General features: G+C 38.1%; 9 protein-coding genes. 1 reads left to right on the plus strand and 8 read right to left on the minus strand.

What is annotated here, in order from left to right; translation table 11 throughout:
• Nucleotides 1–18: 18 nt before the first annotated feature.
• The 3 genes from OGZ34_RS16280 to OGZ34_RS16290 all read right to left on the minus strand — a co-directional run bounded on the left by OGZ34_RS16280 (nucleotide 19) and on the right by OGZ34_RS16290 (nucleotide 6,006).
• Entirely contained in the window at nucleotides 19–3,150 is a 3,132-nt protein-coding gene (locus tag OGZ34_RS16280) for a SusC/RagA family TonB-linked outer membrane protein (RefSeq protein WP_263360922.1), read from the minus strand.
• Nucleotides 3,151–3,305: 155 nt separating this feature from the next.
• On the minus strand, nucleotides 3,306–4,859 hold the full coding sequence (gene amaB / locus OGZ34_RS16285) for an L-piperidine-6-carboxylate dehydrogenase (RefSeq protein ID WP_263360923.1): 1,554 nt from the start codon (nucleotides 4,857–4,859) through the stop codon (nucleotides 3,306–3,308).
• Nucleotides 4,860–5,190: 331 nt separating this feature from the next.
• Nucleotides 5,191–6,006, minus strand: a complete 816-nt coding sequence (locus OGZ34_RS16290; RefSeq protein WP_263360924.1) for a DUF1338 domain-containing protein — start codon at nucleotides 6,004–6,006, stop codon at nucleotides 5,191–5,193.
• Between the two features lie 189 nt (nucleotides 6,007–6,195).
• Between OGZ34_RS16290 and OGZ34_RS16295 the strand changes: the two genes are divergently transcribed.
• Complete coding sequence (locus tag OGZ34_RS16295; protein ID WP_173966220.1) at nucleotides 6,196–6,666, plus strand: Lrp/AsnC family transcriptional regulator; 471 nt, start codon at nucleotides 6,196–6,198, stop codon at nucleotides 6,664–6,666.
• A 352-nt stretch (nucleotides 6,667–7,018) separates the two neighbouring features.
• On the opposite strand, the gene OGZ34_RS16300 is transcribed toward OGZ34_RS16295, so the two are convergent.
• The 5 genes from OGZ34_RS16300 to OGZ34_RS16320 all read right to left on the minus strand — a co-directional run bounded on the left by OGZ34_RS16300 (nucleotide 7,019) and on the right by OGZ34_RS16320 (nucleotide 20,690).
• On the minus strand, nucleotides 7,019–7,567 hold the full coding sequence (locus OGZ34_RS16300) for a hypothetical protein (RefSeq protein ID WP_263360925.1): 549 nt from the start codon (nucleotides 7,565–7,567) through the stop codon (nucleotides 7,019–7,021).
• A gap of 187 nt (nucleotides 7,568–7,754) precedes the next feature.
• Nucleotides 7,755–8,750: a helix-turn-helix domain-containing protein gene (locus tag OGZ34_RS16305; RefSeq protein WP_263360926.1), complete on the minus strand. Its 996-nt coding sequence runs from the start codon at nucleotides 8,748–8,750 to the stop codon at nucleotides 7,755–7,757.
• A complete protein-coding gene (locus OGZ34_RS16310) occupies nucleotides 8,747–9,721 on the minus strand; it encodes a helix-turn-helix domain-containing protein (RefSeq protein ID WP_263360927.1) in 975 nt (324 codons plus the stop codon). The genes OGZ34_RS16305 and OGZ34_RS16310 overlap by 4 nt, the downstream gene beginning before the upstream one ends.
• An 80-nt stretch (nucleotides 9,722–9,801) precedes the next feature.
• A complete protein-coding gene (locus OGZ34_RS16315; protein ID WP_173966214.1) occupies nucleotides 9,802–10,152 on the minus strand; it encodes a hypothetical protein in 351 nt (116 codons plus the stop codon).
• Between the two features lie 626 nt (nucleotides 10,153–10,778).
• Nucleotides 10,779–20,690, minus strand: a complete 9,912-nt coding sequence (locus tag OGZ34_RS16320) for an Ig-like domain-containing protein (RefSeq protein WP_263360928.1) — start codon at nucleotides 20,688–20,690, stop codon at nucleotides 10,779–10,781.
• Nucleotides 20,691–20,802: the final 112 nt, after the last annotated feature.

The raw sequence follows: 20,802 nt of genomic DNA on the forward strand, positions 1-20,802 counted from the left end.
GTCTTTTATAAAATAGAATTAAAATATATACTGAATACCCGATACAAACGATCTTGTAAATGGATACACAAAACGATCAATACCAGTATTAAGCACAGATGCACGTGAAAACTCAGGATCAATACCAGAATAATTAGTGATAGTAAATAAATTCTCTACACTCACATAAAATCTAAGTTTGTCCATTTTTGCTTTGCCCAACATGCTGCTTGGGACAGTATATCCTAATTGCAATTGACGCATTCTTATAAAATTTCCACTTTCCAGAAAACGATCTGACTCACGGCTGTTTCCGTTAGGATCCTGCAATACAGCTCTTGGAATATCACTGCGGTTATCAGGTGTCCATGAATTTAAAGTCGAAGCCAGCATATTGGTTCCGGAGTTCATAGACTCATAAAAATAACGGTTTCCGTTGTACAATTTATTCCCCCAACCGCTTCCAATCAAAGCTGAGAAATCAAAGCCTTTATAACTTGCACCTAAAGTAAGATTTACTTCAACTTTTGGTAAACCGGTTCCGGCATAGGCTTTATCTTTATCATCAATAACACCATCATCGTTTAAATCTTTAAAGCGAATATCTCCCGGCTGAGCATTTGGCTGTAATAAAACACCATTTTTATTATGAGCCGCTACCTCTTGAGTAGTTTGAAAAATACCATCTGTTTTGTACAGATAGAATCCACTAATAGGGTTTCCTACGCGTGCCTGAGTTGGAAAATGCTCGTCTCCGAATTTTAATCCTTCTCCATAAATGGTCTGTCCTTCGTTTGCAAGTGCTACCACTTTGTTTTTAAGCGTTGTAAAATTTAAACCTGCATTGTATTTGAATTCATTAACCTGATCGCGGTAATTTACTTCAAATTCAAATCCGCTGTTACTAATTTTACCTACGTTAAGAATCGGGTCATCCACTCCTGCAGATGGAGCCAATCTTTTTGTGATTAATAAATTATCGGTCACATTGTGGTAGTAGTTCATCGAACCGCTAATTTTTCCTTTTAAAAGGGTATAATCGATACCAATATTTTTAGAATCTGTAGTTTCCCATTGCAGGTTTCTATTTTCCAAAGCTTTTGCAATGCTTCCAGGCCAAGGGTTGCTTCCAATTCCCTGAACATAACCTGAACCTAAGCTATTACCTGTATTAATCAATGTATTTGCAGAGTAATATCCTAAAGCTGCCTCGTTACCCAATTGTCCCCAGCTGGCACGTAATTTTAAAGTAGAGATAAAAATATCTTTCGGGAAAAAATCTTCCTGTTCAATTTTCCATCCTAATGCAATAGATGGGAAAGTTCCCCAACGGCTGTCGGCTCCAAACTTAGAAGAACCGTCTCTTCTAACGGTCATTTGTAACAAATAACGGTCATTGTAAGAATAATTTAACCTGCTAAAGAAAGAAACACGATTGTACTGAAACTTTGATCCATCTGCAGCATACGTTCCTCCTTTTCCGGCACCAATAGTTTCAAATCCCGGATCAAGAAATCCTGATGGACGGTCTATAGAAACCAATTGTCCGTTATCCACTGTATAATCTGTTGTTTTTCCTTCTACACTTACCTCATTCCAGTTAGATGCCTGGCTATTAAAAGTGTTACCAATCATTAAACCAAAAACATGTTTACCAAAAGTTTTATCAATTGTAATAATGTTGTCTAATATTTGCTCGTTCCAGGTTGTTCTTAACTCACTTTGCAACGGATAAAGATGTACCTCTTTTGGATTGGCAATGTACGGTGGAAAATGTGCAGTTTGCTGGTTGTTCTTCACACGGTAAGAATACGCTAATTTATATTTTAACCAAGGTGCAATATTAGCTGTTGCCGCAATATTAGCTGTAATATCCTGTCCTACATCATTGCTTTTCTTAAAATGTTCTTCGGCAACAGGGTTTGTTCCGGCTGGCAGACCATTTTTGTTCGTTAATCCATAACCATATTCTTCTTTATCATCATAAACAGGAACTAAAGGAGACATGGTGTATACCTCTTTCAATTGAAAATTAGGCAATGCATTTTGTGTTCCGATATAGGCCATTTTCCCGTCTATGTCAAAAATAGATTTTTTAAAACTTACTCTTGCACTGGCCGTTTGCGAACCAAATTGATTGTCAATTACAATTCCTTTCTGTTTTACGAAGTTACCATACAAAGCAAATTTAAAATCTCCTTGTCTTCCCTGAATTCCTAAACCGTAGTTTTGTGTAAATCCGGAACGAAAAACTTCATCCTGCCAATCTGTATTGATATCAGATGGAGCGTTTATATAAGCAGGAAGCGCTTTTGGCGAAGTTGCATATTTATTGTATTCATCATACATTCTTTTGTGAACGGTGCGATATCCGTCAGCATCTAATAAATCTAATGTTTTGGATGGATTTGTGATGCTTAAAAAAGAGCTAAAATCTACTTTTACACCTTCTTTTTGTCCGTTTTTAGTCGTTACAATAATGACACCATTCGCAGCAACAGATCCGTAAATTGCCGCTGCAGCACCATCTTTCAGTACCTCCATAGATTCAATATTGGTTGGATTTATAGTATTAATAGACCCTTGAAATCCATCAATAATATAAAGTGGTTCTGTAGCTCCAAAGGTATTTACCCCACGGATTTTTACGCTCACAGAAGCCCCTGCCACACCACCGCTTTTTTGCACGTTTACCCCTGCAACCAAGCCTTGAAGTGCTTCAGCCGGACTTGTTGTAGCTCTTGTTTCGAGGCTTTCCTTTTTAACGGTAGAAATTGCCCCGGTAACGTTACTTTTTTTCTGAGAACCATAACCAATAACCACTACTTCATTCAGTTTATTGGTTTCTTCCTGCATGGTAATTGAAAGTTCCGAACGGTTGTTTACCGCTTCACTTTTCTCAATAAATCCCATGTATGAAAAAACAATCACCGGATTAACAAGACTTGATGAATATACTAAAGTATAATTTCCGTCAATATCAGTTGCGGCATTATATTTAGAGTCTTTAATAGAAATACTCACGCCCGGCAACGTATTATTCTTATCATCAATGACTTTTCCGGAAATGGTTTTTTGCGCCTGATTTACTTGCGCAAAGTTGATGTTTGGCAACCACAAGCATAACAGTAAAGGAATAAAATTTAATTTCCTAATGAGTAGTTTTTTCATTTTGGTAATGGTTTTGGTTAATTAAAATTTCGTTTTTTGTTTGTTTTTTATTTGTAAGCGGGCACCTTATAAGACAGTCTTTTATAAAACTGTCTTATTCAATGCAGGTATTCTCTTTGTTTTGATTTTTATATAAGCTTTAGTTCTAATTCGGCTTATAAGTCAAATTTAATTCCTTGTGCCAATGGCAAACTAGTCGTGTAATTAATGGTATTGGTTTGTCTGCGCATATACACTTTCCAGGCATCGGAGCCGGATTCTCTCCCTCCGCCTGTTTCTTTTTCTCCGCCAAATGCTCCGCCAATTTCGGCACCGGATGTACCAATATTGACATTTGCAATTCCACAATCAGAACCTGTAACAGATAAAAACAATTCGGCTTCTCTTAAATTATTAGTCATAATTGCAGAAGACAAACCTTGTCCTACACCGTTTTGAATTGCGATTGCATTTTCGACAGTTCCGGAATATTTTAGTAAGTACAAGACTGGGGCAAAAGTTTCGTGCTGTACAATTTCAAATGAGTTCTCGGCCTCGGCTATAGCAGGTTTTACGTAACATCCGCTTTCATATCCGGAGCCTGAAAGTACACCGCCTTCTACCAGAATTTTTCCACCTTCAGCTACCACTTGCTCCAAAGCTTTTTGGTACATTTCGACCGCCTGAGTATCAATTAAAGGACCAACATGATTGTTCTCATCCAGCGGATTTCCAATGCGAAGTTGCTTGTAGGCAGCCACTATCGCATCTTTTACTTTATCGTAAATACTTTCGTGAATGATTAAACGACGGGTTGACGTGCATCTTTGCCCCGCCGTTCCAACGGCACCAAAAACAGCACCAATAACCGTCATCTTAATATCGGCATCAGGTGTTACAATGATCGCATTGTTTCCGCCTAATTCCAGTAATGATCTTCCCAAACGTCCTGCAACTACCTGCGCCACGATTTTCCCCATACGGGTAGAACCGGTAGCCGAAATTAAAGGGATACGAGTATCCTTGGTCAGTAGTTCTCCTATTTTATAATCACCATTGATTAACCCCGAAATACCTTCCGGTAAATTGTTTTCTCTGATGACTTCACTTATAATGTTTTGACAGGCAATCGCACAGATAGGTGTTTTTTCTGAAGGCTTCCAAACGCAAACATCACCACAAATCCACGCCAATGCTGTATTCCATGCCCAAACTGCCACCGGAAAGTTGAATGCCGAAATAATTCCTACCACTCCCAAAGAATGGTATTGCTCGTACATACGATGTCCCGGACGTTCTGAGTGCATCGTTAATCCGTGTAACTGACGTGAAAGCCCTACTGCAAAATCGCAGATATCAATCATTTCCTGCACTTCTCCATAACCTTCCTGCAAGGATTTCCCCATTTCGTACGAAACCAATTTTCCTAATGCTTCTTTGCGCTCACGCAACTTCTCACCAAATTGGCGTACGATTTCTCCACGTTGCGGTGCCGGCATCAATCTGAACTGTTTAAAAGCAGCCGTTGCCGACTCCATTACTTTCTCGTAATCTCCAGCCGTTGATGTTTTAACTTTTGCAATCAATTGCCCATCAACCGGAGAATAACTTTCAAGGATTTCGCCGTTTGAAAAATGGTTCAATCCGGTTGAAGTTCCCTCATTAATATCTTTTATGCCCAATTGGCTTAAAGCTTCTTTTATTCCGAATTGTAATTCTGTTACTGCCATTACGACTTTTTTAATATTGATTATTCAACTTTTAATCTCTTTAAAAAGAAGTTCGAAAGGCAAAAAATGACCTTCGTCTCTTCAACTATTTTTTTATCTTAAAAGCTCGTTGTAAAATGATTGTACTTAATTGGGGGAATTTCTTTTAAACACATAGAGACATAGGTTTTGTACTTATAAAAAGACGTTTCACTTATTTTAAATACGCATTACCGGCTATGTGAAAGAAATGTATTTCTTTTTTTACATTCTTTTTTTTCACATACAATCTATGTTTCTATGTGTTAAATCAGATTTTTTTCCTTATACTCAATGAATTTATTTCTTGTAATTATTTAATTTCCTGCAACTTTACATCTGTGCTCTCAAATATCTTATCGGCAGATGAGGCTACAAATCCCTGATACAATTCTCCGTTTGCCATTGGGTAACGAAGTGCAAACTCATAATAACAAGATGGTATTTCTAAGGCACCTTCTTCAAAATCGACTAGATACAAATCAGCAAGTGTACTGGATTGTTCCAGTAATTGCTCCGGAGTACCTTTGATTTTTCCACCCGATGCATTTAATTTCCATCCACTCTCTTCCAAAAAGTGATTAAGTTCTTCTAAAGTTTTAAACTCTTTTAAAGCATTGGTATTAATGGTAAAGTGATTGGCTCTGAATCCATACACATACATCCATGCCGCATACTCTGACTCGTCCAATAATGATTTATACACTGCCTGTGAATTTCCATTCCACACAGAACCACTCAAAACCAACTCAGGATTATTAAATAAATCTGCGTCACAACTGTTCAGAATACCCTGTACGGTCTCCTGCAATTCAGGAGAACATTTTTCCAACTCCAACTCCGAAATAAAAATTCTTGGAGCATCTTTATCTGTAAGGTGTTCGTAATGTCTGGCAAACAATTTTTTACTTTCAAAATTATATTCTCCTCTTGCTTCATAACCAACATTCAAAAAAGGCTTTTCCAGAACCTCAATATTTACACGCTTATCATTGAAAGTACGAATAGCGATATGGTCATTTTTTATCACTTCACCTCTTTCTTCTAGTAATTCATGTATTTTTCTTGCAGATGGGGTAATATTGGCATACTGCTCCCATAATTTCATAAGTAATTGATTTTTATCCATTTCTGTTTTGTTAAAATAGTGTGATTATGACACAAAATTATATATAATAGTGTTATTATAACACCATAGATATACGTTTATTTAAAATTCGACACTTCACACTGTTTTTTTTGTAATTTTGACATTTATAAAACCCGTTTTAACTTAAGAATTGTCAAAATAATAGAAATCTCTAAACTAGCACTAACCATGGCAAACATCAAGAAGAATGAAAATACTGACTATTTAGATCGCGAAATCATACAAATGCTAAGCAAAAATGGAAGAATCTCTTTTTCGGATTTAGCCAAAGAATTAAACATCTCCAATTCATTGGTACATTTAAGAGTTAAGAAGTTACAGGAATCGGGAGTGATTACCGGTTTTTCGGTAAAGTTAAATCCAAAAGAAATTGGTTTTGAGACTACTACGTACACCGGAATTGTAACCAAAGAGGCGCGTTTTTCCTATTCAATTGCCGAAAAATTAAAAGAAATTCCAGAGGTTGTAGAGTGCCATTGGGTTTCCGGAAAGTATGCTTTGTTCATAAAAATTGTCGCTATCAATAACGAAGAACTTCGTAAAATTTTATACGAACAAATTCACCAGATTGAAGGTGTTGGAAGTACAGATTCGTTTTTTTCTTTCGGATCGGCATTTGAGAAGAATCTTCCGGTTTGATTTTTTTTTAAAACCGCAAGGAGCGCAAGGGGCTACGCAAAGGCCTCAACTTCTTTTGTTTGCGTAGATTAGAATCTCTCGCTAAGATGGGGAGTCGTAAAGCTGTTGCAAAATATTATGATCTTTACATAAAACAAGATGTGTGACTCCACTAGGGTTCAAAATTTAAATGAGTCGTTCCTATGGAACTTTTTCCACATATTGTTTTTGGTTCCAACGGATTAAAATCCGTTGAAAAAAACAGGACACAGAAAGTTCCGCAGGAACGAGCCATATAAAAATTACGTCAATATCTAACCTTTTGCTACAGATTAAGAGGTTTATGCTTTTACATAAATCTCTCGTATTGTAATTACCATTTTCTATAATGCTTAATCAAATGAACATCTAGGTACTTTTGATTTCTGGGATTCCATTTCGTCCCGTCTGAAAAAACCACTTCGTAGGCTTGTGCCGCAATAATACGTTTCGCATCACTTGAAAACTCTTCGAAAACTACTGTTGATATTCTCTTTGTTTTTAAAAGATCTGTATAAAGTCCACAGCTTTCACCGCGGAGATAAAATGACGACTTTAAGTTTGATGGTTCTCCCAAAGCATTTTCTGTATACCACTGAAATTTAATTGCCTGAATATTTTTCTTTGTCACGTTTTTAAAAGTCAGACGAATGTCTTTAAAACTCGAATATTCATTGTTCATCAAAGTCGAGGATATTATTTTAACGGGAGCATTAACCCGAATACATTTATCCAGATATTTAGGTTTAGTAGTATCACCTAAAATTTCGGAAGTTTTGACTTCGATAGGTTTAACAGAGCGATAATTAGCCCCAGGAAAGGCTTCACTTTTCTTCTGAAAGGAAACTAAACTCAAAATCAGTATAACAATAATTTTTATCATGATGAACTTAGAACTTTATTTACTCAGGTTTGAATTTAAACCTAAAATCAATAATTATAATTTTAATGAAATCATTACTCGAAAAAAACTTAAAATCTTTTTCTTCTAATGAATATCCTATGGCTTATAGTAAAAGGATCTGGCAAAGCCTCAGCGTTAAAGAAGCGTCCTTAATTATAAAAAAAACTCAACTGTTTTTTACAACTAAATCTTCGGACGGACTTCTTCCCAAAAATTTAAAATACTCTTTTGAAAAGTGGTCAACTCTGGTAAAATTAAGATCGTATCCTAACTGAATAACAGAGTTGTAAGATCCACTGCAAAGTAATTTATGAGCAAGGACAATTTTCTCTCTCTTAAAAAAATCATTTGGTGTAACTCCTTCTATCTCTTTAAAAAGTTTCTTGTACTTACTTGCCGACATACTCGCTATTTCTGTCAGCTTTAAGATTCCGGGAAACTTATTTTTTAAATTTTTGATTAAATATTTTTTAGAAGCCTCCAACGCTTCCAAATCTATTTTTTTGATTCCTTGTGATACCGGAACAACATCCGAATAACGGTGAATAAAATTCCCCAACAGTTTTAAAGCTAGCCCTTTCAGGTAGAAATTAAAATACTGATTCGAAGCTGTTTTATGCATTATTGAATCGATTAGTATTCTACTGTTACTATCAATGGGATCTTGAAAATAGAGCTCTTTCCTATCAAATCTATCGTTGTGTTTTGAAGGTTCATTTTCGTCTGCTTTTTTTGTAAATAAAGGATCCAATAATTTTTGATCTACTATCAAACGTATTGCAAATATTCTTTTTCCAGCCGCATGTTCGTAGGTGTTTTCAATAGTATTTTTCCAGACAAAAAGCCCTAAATTAGCCTTGCTTCCAACTTTATAAGCGATATCGCGAATCTGAATCGTGTTGACTTCTTCGCTAAGATCAAAGTTTATAATGTACAAATCGTCCTGATTTCCTAAGTGCTTTACTCTAACCGGCGTCGTTAATACAAAATCTAATAAAATAACAGACATCCCCGGAATGACTTCCGTAAAAAACGAAAATCCGTTTCCGATACTATCCGGTAAAATCAGGATTTTATCTTCTTTTAACGTGCCACCCATTTTTTCCGCCAGCTCTATATACCAGGAGGGCGATAATCCATAATAATATTCAATTTCTTTCATGTCAGTTGTTGTGTGAATGTTTTTGGCGACATATTATATCTTTTTTTAAAAGCTGATCCAAAATATGCCGCATTGCAAAAACCAAATTGCTGCGAAATTTGAGTTACAGACAACTGTTGCTGTTCCAAAAGTTCTTTTGCCTGGTAAAGCTTAGTGTTCATATGATAAGATTGCGGACTCGTTTTTAGCACTTTTTTAAAAACATGTTTGAACTTAGAAGGCGACATGTTCACCTGATCACAAAGTATCTCTATCCCTGGAAAAGCGCCTTTTAAGCTCTGAGCCAGTACTTTTTCGGTGTCTATTATTTTCAATATATCGTTTTCAGTAATTCCCGAATTCTTAGTCTTGTCTACCAAAACGGTATCTAAAAGATCCGAAATTAGCAAATAAGCTGTAGCAGCCAAATCTATATTAAAGGCGCTGCTTCCAACTTTTTTTCGTCGCAAATCTGTAAGATGGGAAAAACTTTCAGGGCTCATTCTACCAAATTTTGCCAGAATACCATTTTCAGACTGAAAGAGATTGTGAAGCTTTTTATCTTTTTTATTAAAGGAATAGAATAAATCTTTTCGAACAAACAAGCACAAAGCAAATGTTCGACTTCCTTTCTTAACTAAACTTTCCAATTCTAATGTTCCATCAATAACAGATAAATCAAATCCCCATCTTCCAATTGCTTTCGAGTTATTTTTCGAGGAAAATTTAATTTCACCTACATCAGTCAAATCATAATAAATTCCAATAAAGTCGTTCTTTTTACTTTTTTGAACCATAATAAGATCCGCTTTGTATTCAATATCAAGATACAATGCAGATATGCCTTCTCCACAATCTAAAAAATAACGGCTTCCTGTATGTATTTGGGGGGAAGCTTTAATAAAATTTCCTTCTACTTTGCCTCTAAGTTGTTTGGCCAACGGTCCGGCCCAATTTAGACCAGAATCATAATGACATATAATCTTTTTCATAAAAAATAAATCTAGGAGGGTGAACATACTCAAATCTGAATTGTAAACCATTCCAATAAAAAGTATAACAATTTAAACTACTATACTTGTGCAATTAAATTGATACAATATTCCAATTCCAATCTCATTTCGGCTTTAACTTTGGCACAATCAAAAAGAACGACGTCTGTAATTTTCTCCAGTTTCAGTTTCAACTCCTTGTTCAGACAGGATACGATAAGCGGGACGCCCCTTTTATAAAGCCTCATCATGTCGATTATTTCATTTTCATTGTATATCATAAAAACTACCAGACTATAACTTTCTAACGAGTCTTCAAAGTGTTCGATACTTTTGTACGAATCGAATACAAAATCATGCTTAAACTCATACTTTAAAAAACGGCCAAAATAACTTTGACTGTCGAACACCAAACCTTTTTTCTTTTCCATAATCAATGTCTTTACATTTTATCTTTCTGACAATTAACTCTAACATACATTTATCCACAACTCTCTTCACAAAACCATAGATTGAATATCTCTACCAGATAATACCGGAGCATGTTTCATACGTTCTAATAATCTAAAAACAAATCGAGCCAACAAATAGCGCAAAAGCCATAGCTATAAATCCTGAAAAATTGAAACATTTTATAAAAACTAAATTTATATTAAACTGTTAACTTTAATTTGTTTTGACATATTAGGAACGTTTATTTATTCAAGTCTATAAATTCAGGTATTTTACTATAGTAAAGCAAACAGAGTTGTATCTTCTTCTATACGGTATTTCAAGTATCAAACCTTTATACTATATTTTAGATTACTAACCGTGAATAGATTTTTTTTCTTCTTTATTGAACCTTTATACAAAGTTAACTTCAGTTTACCGTTAACCAAGTGACTGTGTAATAACTGGCGCAACTGTGTAATAACTGGTCGTTATAGATACATAAGTGTATTTTCTAACACTTAAAAAATGTGTTACTAATTCAGTTTAATTAATAGCGTATCTAAAAAACAAACCCTACAGATTTAAAAATCTGTAGGGTTTAGAAAAAAAGTTGATTTCTCTCTTAATTTTTAACATAGAGATATCCTGTTTTTTCGTTCATGATACCATCTGCTTCGTAACGAAGAATGTAAAAATAAGTTCCGGTTGGTACTCCGCGTTGTTTATCGATTGTAACCCTTCCTTCTGAAATTCCTCTGAAAACATTACCATTGCTTCCATAATTACCAGTCTTGAAAATTTGAACTCCTCCTGGGTTAAAAATTTCAACAGAATTATTAGGATATTGGTCTAAACCATCTATTCTAAAATAATCGTTTAAATCATCACCGTTAGGAGAAACCGAATTGTGCACAATTACATCTTTAACTTTAATCGATGCTTCTGCTCTATTATTTGTTTCATTATTATCTACCGGATTTGAAGCCGTTAAATAAACGATATTCAAATAATCTCCTTTTTCTTTCACTTTTGCAGTTACCTTTAAAGTCTGACTTTCCTTTGATTGCAATACTGGTATTGTCCATATTCCACTAGTTGGATTATATTTTCCCGCAGAAGCTTCCGAAGCTACATAAACATATCCCGAAGGAAGTGCTTCGCTAATCGTTATATCCGTAGCTTGGTTAGTTCCAAAATTCTCTGCTGTAATCGTAAAGACAACCTCTTTTCCGATAAACGGATTAGCATTATCTACTACCTTTTTCAAACCAATATCCGAACAGGAATTAATCGTTACAGGGAAATCTACAGATACCAAAGGATCGAATTTCGACACATCAATATAGTCCACTTTTACAATCGCTTTCCCTACACTATTCCATAGAACAGTTATGTAATCGTCTGTTAGCTGCCCTCCGGCAACAATAGTACCTTCTTTAGAAACAAACCAATTATAATTTGACATTCCACTAAGTACCTTGTAAGTTGTTTCATCAAAAGCACAACCGTTACCATTCCAGTTTGGAGCAGGCTCCGGTGTACAACTTTTTACAATCACTTTTACCTCCAGACGTGTCGGACTCTCAAAGGCGCCTTCTTTTAAAGAAGCGTAATAATCCTTATTGTGTTCCAAGGCTGTTGTCGGATCTATTTTATTACCTCCCGTTGGAGCATCATACCAAGTCACACCGGTCTCTGTGGTGATTAAATCTGCTACAGTGCTGTTGCTTGTTTTACAAAACTCCTGAGTCGTAGGACCTGTTGGAGTCTTTGGATCACTGATCGTTACTGTTACCGGAAGTCGTGTCGGACTCTCACAAGCACCTTCTTTTAAGGAACCGTAATAGGTTTTATTGTTCTCTAACACCGTTGTCGGATCTACTTTATTACCTCCTGTTGGAGCGTCGTACCAAGTCACACCAGTCTCTGTGGTGATTAAATCCGCAACCGTTTTGTTGTCGGTTTTGGTAAACTCCTGAGCAGTGGCTCCTGTTGAGGTCTTCGGATCATGAAGGATAACTTTTACCTCCAGACGTGTCGGACTCTCACAAGTTCCCTCTTTTAAAGAACCGTAATAGTCTTTGTTATTTTCAAGAAGCGTAGACGGATCTACTTTGTTGCCTCCTGTGGCAGCGTCATACCAAGTCACTCCTGTTTCATTGGTCATTAAATCCCCTGCTGTTTTGTTATCCGTTTTACAGAATTCCTGTGTAGCAGGTCCTGTTGGAGTCTTAGGATCACTGATCGTTACCGTTACTTTATGACGTATCGGACTCTCAAAAGCGCCTTCTTTTAAAGAAGCATAATAATCCTTATTGTGTTCCAAGGCTGTTGTAGGATCTATTTTGTTGCCTCCCGTTGGAGCATCGTACCAGGTCACTCCGCTTTGGGTCGTGATTAAATCTGCTACAGTGCTGTTGCTTGTTTTACAAAACTCCTGAGTCGTAGGACCTGTTGGGGTCTTTGGATCACGGATCGTTACTGTGACCGGAAGTCGTGTCGGACTCTCACAAGCACCTTCTTTTAAGGAACCGTAATAGGTTTTATTGTTCTCTAACACCGTTGTCGGATCTACTTTATTACCTCCTGTTGGAGCGTCATACCAAGTCACTCCTGTCTCTGTGGTGATTAAATCCGCTACCGTTTTGTTGTCGGTTTTGGTAAACTCCTGAGCAGTGGCTCCTGTTGGGGTCTTCGGATCATGAAGGATAACTTTTACCTCCAGACGTGTCGGACTCTCACAAGTTCCCTCTTTTAAAGAACCGTAATAGTCTTTGTTGTGTTCCAAAAGTGTAGACGGATCTACTTTGTTACCTCCTGTGGCAGCGTCATACCAAGTCACACCTGTTTCATTGGTCATTAAATCTCCAGCTGTTTTGTTATCCGTTTTACAGAATTCCTGTGTAGCAGGTCCTGTTGGAGTCTTAGGATCGCTGATCGTTACCGTTACTTTATGACGTATCGGACTCTCAAAAGCGCCTTCTTTTAAAGAAGCATAATAATCCTTATTGTGTTCCAAGGCTGTTGTCGGATCTATTTTATTACCTCCTGTTGGAGCATCGTACCAAGTCACTCCGGTCTCTGTGGTGATTAAATCTGCTACAGTGCTGTTGCTTGTTTTACAAAACTCCTGAGTGGCAGGACCTGTTGGGGTCTTTGGATCACTGATCGTTACTGTTACCGGAAGTCGTGTCGGACTCTCACAAGCACCTTCTTTTAAAGAACCGTAATAGGTTTTATTGTTCTCTAACACTGTTGTTGGATCTACTTTATTACCTCCTGTTGGAGCGTCATACCAGGTCACACCGGTCTCTGTGGTGATTAAATCCGCTACTGTTTTGTTGTCGGTTTTGGTAAACTCCTGAGCAGTAGCTCCTGTTGGGGTCTTCGGATCATGAAGGATGACTTTTACCTCCAGACGTGTCGGACTCTCACAGGTGCCCTCTTTTAAAGAACCGTAATAGTCTTTGTTATTTTCAAGAAGTGTAGTTGAAGAAATGATATTTCCACCACTTGCTGAATCATACCAAGTCACTCCTGTTTCATTGGTCATTAAATCCCCTGCTGTTTTGTTATCCGTTTTACAGAATTCCTGTGTAGCAGGTCCTGTTGGAGTCTTAGGATCACTGATCGTTACCGTTACTTTATGACGTATCGGACTCTCAAAAGCGCCTTCTTTTAAAGAAGCATAATAATCCTTATTGTGTTCCAAGGCTGTTGTCGGATCTATTTTATTACCTCCTGTTGGAGCATCATACCAGGTCACACCGGTCTCTGTGGTGATTAAATCTGCTACAGTATTGTTGCTTGTTTTACAAAACTCCTGAGTCGCAGGACCTGTTGGGGTCTTTGGATCACTGATCGTTACCGTTACCGGAAGTCGTGTCGGACTCTCACAAGCACCTTCTTTTAAGGAACCGTAATAGGTTTTATTGTTCTCTAACACCGTTGTCGGATCTACTTTATTACCTCCTGTTGGAGCGTCATACCAAGTCACTCCTGTCTCTGTGGTGATTAAATCCGCTACCGTTTTGTTGTCGGTTTTGGTAAACTCCTGAGCAGTGGCTCCTGTTGGGGTCTTCGGATCATGAAGGATAACTTTTACCTCCAGACGTGTCGGACTCTCACAAGTTCCCTCTTTTAAAGAACCGTAATAGTCTTTGTTGTGTTCCAAAAGTGTAGACGGATCTACTTTGTTACCTCCTGTGGCAGCGTCATACCAAGTCACACCTGTTTCATTGGTCATTAAATCTCCAGCTGTTTTGTTATCCGTTTTACAGAATTCCTGTGTAGCAGGTCCTGTTGGAGTCTTAGGATCGCTGATCGTTACCGTTACTTTATGACGTATCGGACTCTCAAAAGCGCCTTCTTTTAAAGAAGCATAATAATCCTTATTGTGTTCCAAGGCTGTTGTCGGATCTATTTTATTACCTCCTGTTGGAGCATCGTACCAAGTCACACCGGTCTCTGTGGTGATTAAATCTGCTACAGTGCTGTTGCTTGTTTTACAAAACTCCTGAGTGGCAGGACCTGTTGGGGTCTTTGGATCACTGATCGTTACTGTTACCGGAAGTCGTGTCGGACTCTCACAAGCACCTTCTTTTAAAGAACCGTAATAGGTTTTATTGTTCTCTAACACCGTTGTCGGATCTACTTTATTACCTCCTGTTGGAGCGTCATACCAGGTCACACCAGTCTCTGTGGTAATTAAATCCGCTACTGTTTTGTTGTCGGTTTTGGTAAACTCCTGAGCAGTGGCTCCCGTTGGAGTCTTCGGATCATGAAGGATGACTTTTACCTCCAGACGTGTCGGACTCTCACAGGTTCCCTCTTTTAAAGAACCGTAATAGTCTTTGTTATTTTCAAGAAGTGTAGTTGAAGAAATGATATTTCCACCACTTGCTGAATCATACCAAGTCACTCCTGTTTCATTGGTCATTAAATCTCCTGCTGTTTTGTTATCCGTTTTACAGAATTCCTGTGTAGCAGGTCCTGTTGGAGTCTTAGGATCACTGATGGTTACCGTTACTTTATGACGTATCGGACTCTCAAAAGCGCCTTCTTTTAAAGAACCATAATAATCCTTATTGTGTTCCAAGGCTGTTGTAGGATCTATTTTGTTGCCTCCTGTTGGAGCATCATACCAAGTCACTCCGGTCTCTGTGGTGATTAAATCCGCTACAGTATTGTTACTTGTTTTACAAAACTCCTGAGTGGCAGGACCTGTTGGCGTCTTTGGATCACTGATCGTTACTGTGACCGGAAGTCGTGTCGGACTCTCACAAGCACCTTCTTTTAAAGAACCGTAATAGGTTTTATTGTTCTCTAAAACCGTTGTCGGATCTACTTTATTACCTCCTGTTGGAGCGTCATACCAGGTCACAGCTGTCTCAGTGGTGATTAAATCTGCTACTGTTTTGTTGTCGGTTTTAGTAAACTCCTGAGCAGTGGCACCCGTTGGAGTCTTCGGATCATGAAGGATTACTTTTACCTCCAGACGTGTCGGACTCTCACAGGTTCCCTCTTTTAAAGAACCATAATAGTCTTTGTTATTTTCAAGAAGTGTAGTTGAAGAAATGATATTTCCACCACTTGCTGAATCATACCAGGTCACTCCTGTTTCATTGGTCATTAAATCCCCTGCTGTTTTGTTATCTGTTTTACAGAATTCCTGTGTAGCAGGTCCTGTTGGAGTCTTAGGATCACTGATGGTTACCGTTACTTTATGACGTATCGGACTCTCAAAAGCGCCTTCTTTTAAAGAAGCATAATAATCCTTATTGTGTTCCAAGGCTGTTGTCGGGTCTATTTTGTTGCCTCCTGTTGGAGCATCATACCAAGTCACACCGGTCTCTGTGGTGATTAAATCTGCTACAGTGCTGTTGCTTGTTTTACAAAACTCCTGAGTCGTAGGACCTGATGGAGTCTTTGGATCACTGATCGTTACTGTTACCGGAAGTCGTGTCGGACTCTCACAAGCACCTTCTTTTAAAGAACCGTAATAGGTTTTATTGTTCTCTAACACCGTTGTCGGATCTACTTTATTACCTCCTGTTGGAGCGTCATACCAGGTCACACCGGTCTCTGTGGTGATTAAATCTGCTACTGTTTTGTTGTCGGTTTTGGTAAACTCCTGAGCAGTGGCTCCCGTTGGGGTCTTCGGATCATGAAGGATGACTTTTACCTCCAGACGTGTCGGACTCTCACAAGTTCCTTCTTTTAAAGAACCGTAATAGTCTTTGTTGTGTTCTAAAACTGTTGTCGGATCTACTTTGTTGCCTCCTGTGGCAGCGTCATACCAGGTCACTCCTGTTTCATTGGTCATTAAATCTCCTGCTGTTTTGTTATCCGTTTTACAGAATTCCTGTGTAGCAGGTCCTGTTGGAATCTTAGGATCGCTGATCGTTACCGTTACTTTATGACGTATCGGACTCTCAAAAGCGCCTTCTTTTAAAGAAGCATAATAATCCTTATTGTGTTCCAAGGCTGTTGTCGGGTCTATTTTGTTGCCTCCTGTTGGAGCATCATACCAAGTCACACCGGTCTCTGTGGTGATTAAATCTGCTACAGTGCTGTTGCTTGTTTTACAAAACTCCTGAGTCGTAGGACCTGATGGAGTCTTTGGATCACTGATCGTTACTGTTACCGGAAGTCGTGTCGGACTCTCACAAGCACCTTCTTTTAAAGAACCGTAATAGGTTTTATTGTTCTCTAACACCGTTGTCGGATCTACTTTATTACCTCCTGTTGGAGCGTCATACCAGGTCACACCGGTCTCTGTGGTGATTAAATCTGCTACTGTTTTGTTGTCGGTTTTGGTAAACTCCTGAGCAGTGGCTCCTGTTGGAGTCTTCGGATCATGAAGGATAACTTTTACCTCCAGACGTGTCGGACTCTCACAGGTTCCCTCTTTTAAAGAACCATAATAGTCTTTGTTATTTTCAAGAAGTGTAGTTGAAGAAATGATATTTCCACCACTTGCTGAATCATACCAAGTCACTCCTGTTTCATTGGTCATTAAATCCCCTGCTGTTTTGTTATCCGTTTTACAGAATTCCTGTGTAGCAGGTCCTGTTGGAGTCTTAGGATCACTGATCGTTACCGTTACTTTATGACGTATCGGACTCTCAAAGGCGCCTTCTTTTAAAGAAGCATAATAATCTTTATTGTGTTCCAAGGCTGTTGTAGGATCTATTTTATTACCTCCTGTTGGAGCATCATACCAAGTCACTCCGGTCTCTGTGGTGATTAAATCTGCTACAGTGCTGTTGCTTGTTTTACAAAACTCCTGAGTGGCAGGACCTGTTGGGGTCTTTGGATCACTGATCGTTACCGTTACCGGAAGTCGTGTCGGACTCTCACAAGCACCTTCTTTTAAGGAACCGTAATAGGTTTTATTGTTTTCTAACACCGTTGTCAGATCAACTTTATTACCTCCTGTTGGAGCGTCATACCAGGTCACACCGGTCTCTGTGGTGATTAAATCCGCAACCGTTTTGTTGTCGGTTTTGGTAAACTCCTGAGCAGTGGCACCTGTTGGAGTCTTCGGATCATGAAGGATAACTTTTACCTCCAGACGTGTCGGACTCTCACAGGTTCCCTCTTTTAAAGAACCGTAATAGTCTTTGTTGTGTTCTAAAACTGTTGTCGGATCTACTTTGTTGCCTCCTGTGGCAGCGTCATACCAAGTCACTCCTGTTTCATTGGTCATTAAATCCCCTGCTGTTTTGTTATCCGTTTTACAGAATTCCTGTGTGGCAGGTCCTGTTGGAGTCTTGGAATCACTGATCGTTACCGTTACTCCCAATCGTGTTGAACTCTCACAGGTTCCTACTTTTAGTGAACCATAATAAACCTTATTATTTTCTAAAGCAGTTGTGGAAGCAAGAACATTTCCTGCTGTGGCTGCATCGTACCATGTTACATTTGATTCTGTTGTTACTAAATCAAATAGCTTTTTATTATCATTTTTACAGAAAGTCTGGTTTGCAGTTCCCGTTGGCGTTTGTGAAGCAGCTACCGTAACAGTGGCCGTATCTGTAAAAGTACAACCGTGCAACGTGGTAACTTCAACTCTATATAAACCGCTATTTACTGGGGTTACGTTATTAATTTGTATCTGGTTGGTATTCAAAAATGTTCCATTCGGCAGAGTCCATTTAACAGATGAAACAGGACCTATACTACTTATATTAAGTGAGAGATTTCCTCCTACACAATAGGCTGTAATACCCGATATTAAACTTGAAGAGGATAGATTTAGATCAAATTTCTCCTCCAGCTCAAAACAAGTACTTTTAACTTTTACCCAATACCTTCCGGCCGAAAGTCCAGTAAATACAGAACTCGTTTGTCCCGTAGCAGGATAAGCAGCGTCTGTATCTTTTTTAAGAAAATACATGGCCGCACTATCTAAATTATCCACTTTTACAGAAAGTGTACCAGTTGTATTACCAGAACAAATAGCTCCTCCGCTATTATTCATATCAAAAACCGGAAAAACACTTGTAGACATTACAGACCCTGTTGTGGTGCCGGGCCACATATTATTAGGAAGTAAATAACCTGAATTAACTAGTTTACTATTATCTAGAATCCCTATTTCGTAGGTCCCGGCAGGTTGCGGACCAAAAACAAAATCAAAAACTCCTACTCTTAGATAAGAGCTCGTCCAAGGAAAATTATTGTTTTTAGGATCAAAATTTGCTAATGCACTACTAGGTCCAGAAACGATTCCTACATTGATCCTATTGTCATAAAAAGTAGTGCTTTCTGCGTTAGCGGTACCAGAAACGGTGACTTTAGCTGTTTTTACATGGCGATCACAAACAGTAGAAGAAGGTGAACTGCTAACCGACGTTAATTCGATCTTGGTGAAATAACTGTCCAGCACTACATCGAATACTTCATTAAAACAACCCGAATCCTTAATTCTGATCTTGTAGCTACCGGGTGTTAAATCATTTCCTAATCCAAATCTATAGGGAATCTGAAGGATATTCGTTCTAAGCGGAACCACGGTCAGTGCTGAAGGCCCACTTTCAAGACTGAAAGTCACTGGTCCTATTAGTCCTTTATTACTATTATCTGGAACAGGTATATCAACTACTAATTCTGATTTATTAAAATTATTTCCACTTGCACCTCTATAAAATCTTACCAGACTTCTAAAATCGACAGTACCCGGAGCAAAATATCCTGACTCGAAAACTACCGATTTTCCAACATTGCTAAATCTAAATCTATTTGGATTCGTTGTCGTATTACGAAAACTATATGAAGGTACTTCTAATCCTGACTTATCCATTAATTTAAAAGAATAGGACTTATCGTCTATGTCTTGTAAATAACTAATTTCAGAACTTCCTACAGTAGACGTATACGTTTTTTTTACACCTGTAACGTTACTGGTTACTTCTAAAGTATACGGCGAACATCCACCACTAGCAGAGGCAACTACCAAAACCTTTCCTGTAGAGGGACAGTTTGTTATATATGCCGGATCATCAGAAAAAACAATATCTCCCCTAGTTAACGCCGAGGTTATACCAACCGAAGATGTGCTAAAATCTAAAGATACTGTTTTTGAAAGCCCACAAATTGTCCCGGTTAAACGAACCAATCCCCATTTAGAACGGTCAGTGGGTAGCTCAAAACGATCAGTCTTACTATTTAAGTCAGTAGTATATTTTAAATTATCATAAACAGTCCAGCCTCCTGTAGCATTTTGAATCTCCAGTTTATAAACAAAATCTTCGTTGGCTCCTATATATCTGGGACTGGCTAAAACACTAAAAGAACCAAACGCCTGAGCCACATCAATGGAAGCTTTCTTTATACCGGAACACCAATCACCGGGAGTATTATACACCAAATCTACTTTATTATTATTCAAAAACGTTGGAACTGATATATTACTAGCTGTCAATACGGTATTTGCAGTCACAGAAATCGTTTGTCCGGTAGTAAAAGTTACACCACATTTATCTACCGCTCTTGCCGTATAAGTTCCTGCCGGAACATTCGTAAAATTATAATAACTACTGTTTGCTTTGGTTTGTACTACACTGCCGTCTGAAGTTTTTAATAAACTCACAACATAAGGCCATGTTCCTCCTCTCATAGTTACAACTACTTCTCCTCCCGGATCAGCTCCGTTTCCGCAATAGGTAAATCTAGAAGCGGTAAGACTGACAATAGTAGGCGAAATCCCTGAATTCGTATTTACTACAGTTATGGTTTGAGGCGCCTTAATAAAGGTATTGCCATCAAAATAGCCGTAATAATAGTCACCCGGTTCCAAATCTATAAAAAGACCGTTATTAGTATTACTGGTTTGAATACCTTTTAAGTTTGCAGGTGTTTTTTCTATAGCATAGTAAACTGTAGTGGGAACATTCGTAACTGTCACCTGAATTTTTCCATCTGCCGCACAACTGGCTGCAGTTTGACTAGCCGAAATACTTACCTGTTGGGCATGTGTGGTCAAATGGCATAAAAAAAGAATTGCTAAAAAAAGTCTAAATAATTTCATCTGGTTTGATTTTGTATTACATTCAGGTTAAAATCACTGACATGACCAAACAGTATATAATTCTCCCAAGGTATACCAGAAGTATACCCATAAATTCTCCATAAGCTGAGTG

This window comes from Flavobacterium collinsii, from assembly GCF_946903285.1.
Taxonomy (GTDB): Bacteria; Bacteroidota; Bacteroidia; order Flavobacteriales; family Flavobacteriaceae; genus Flavobacterium; species Flavobacterium collinsii.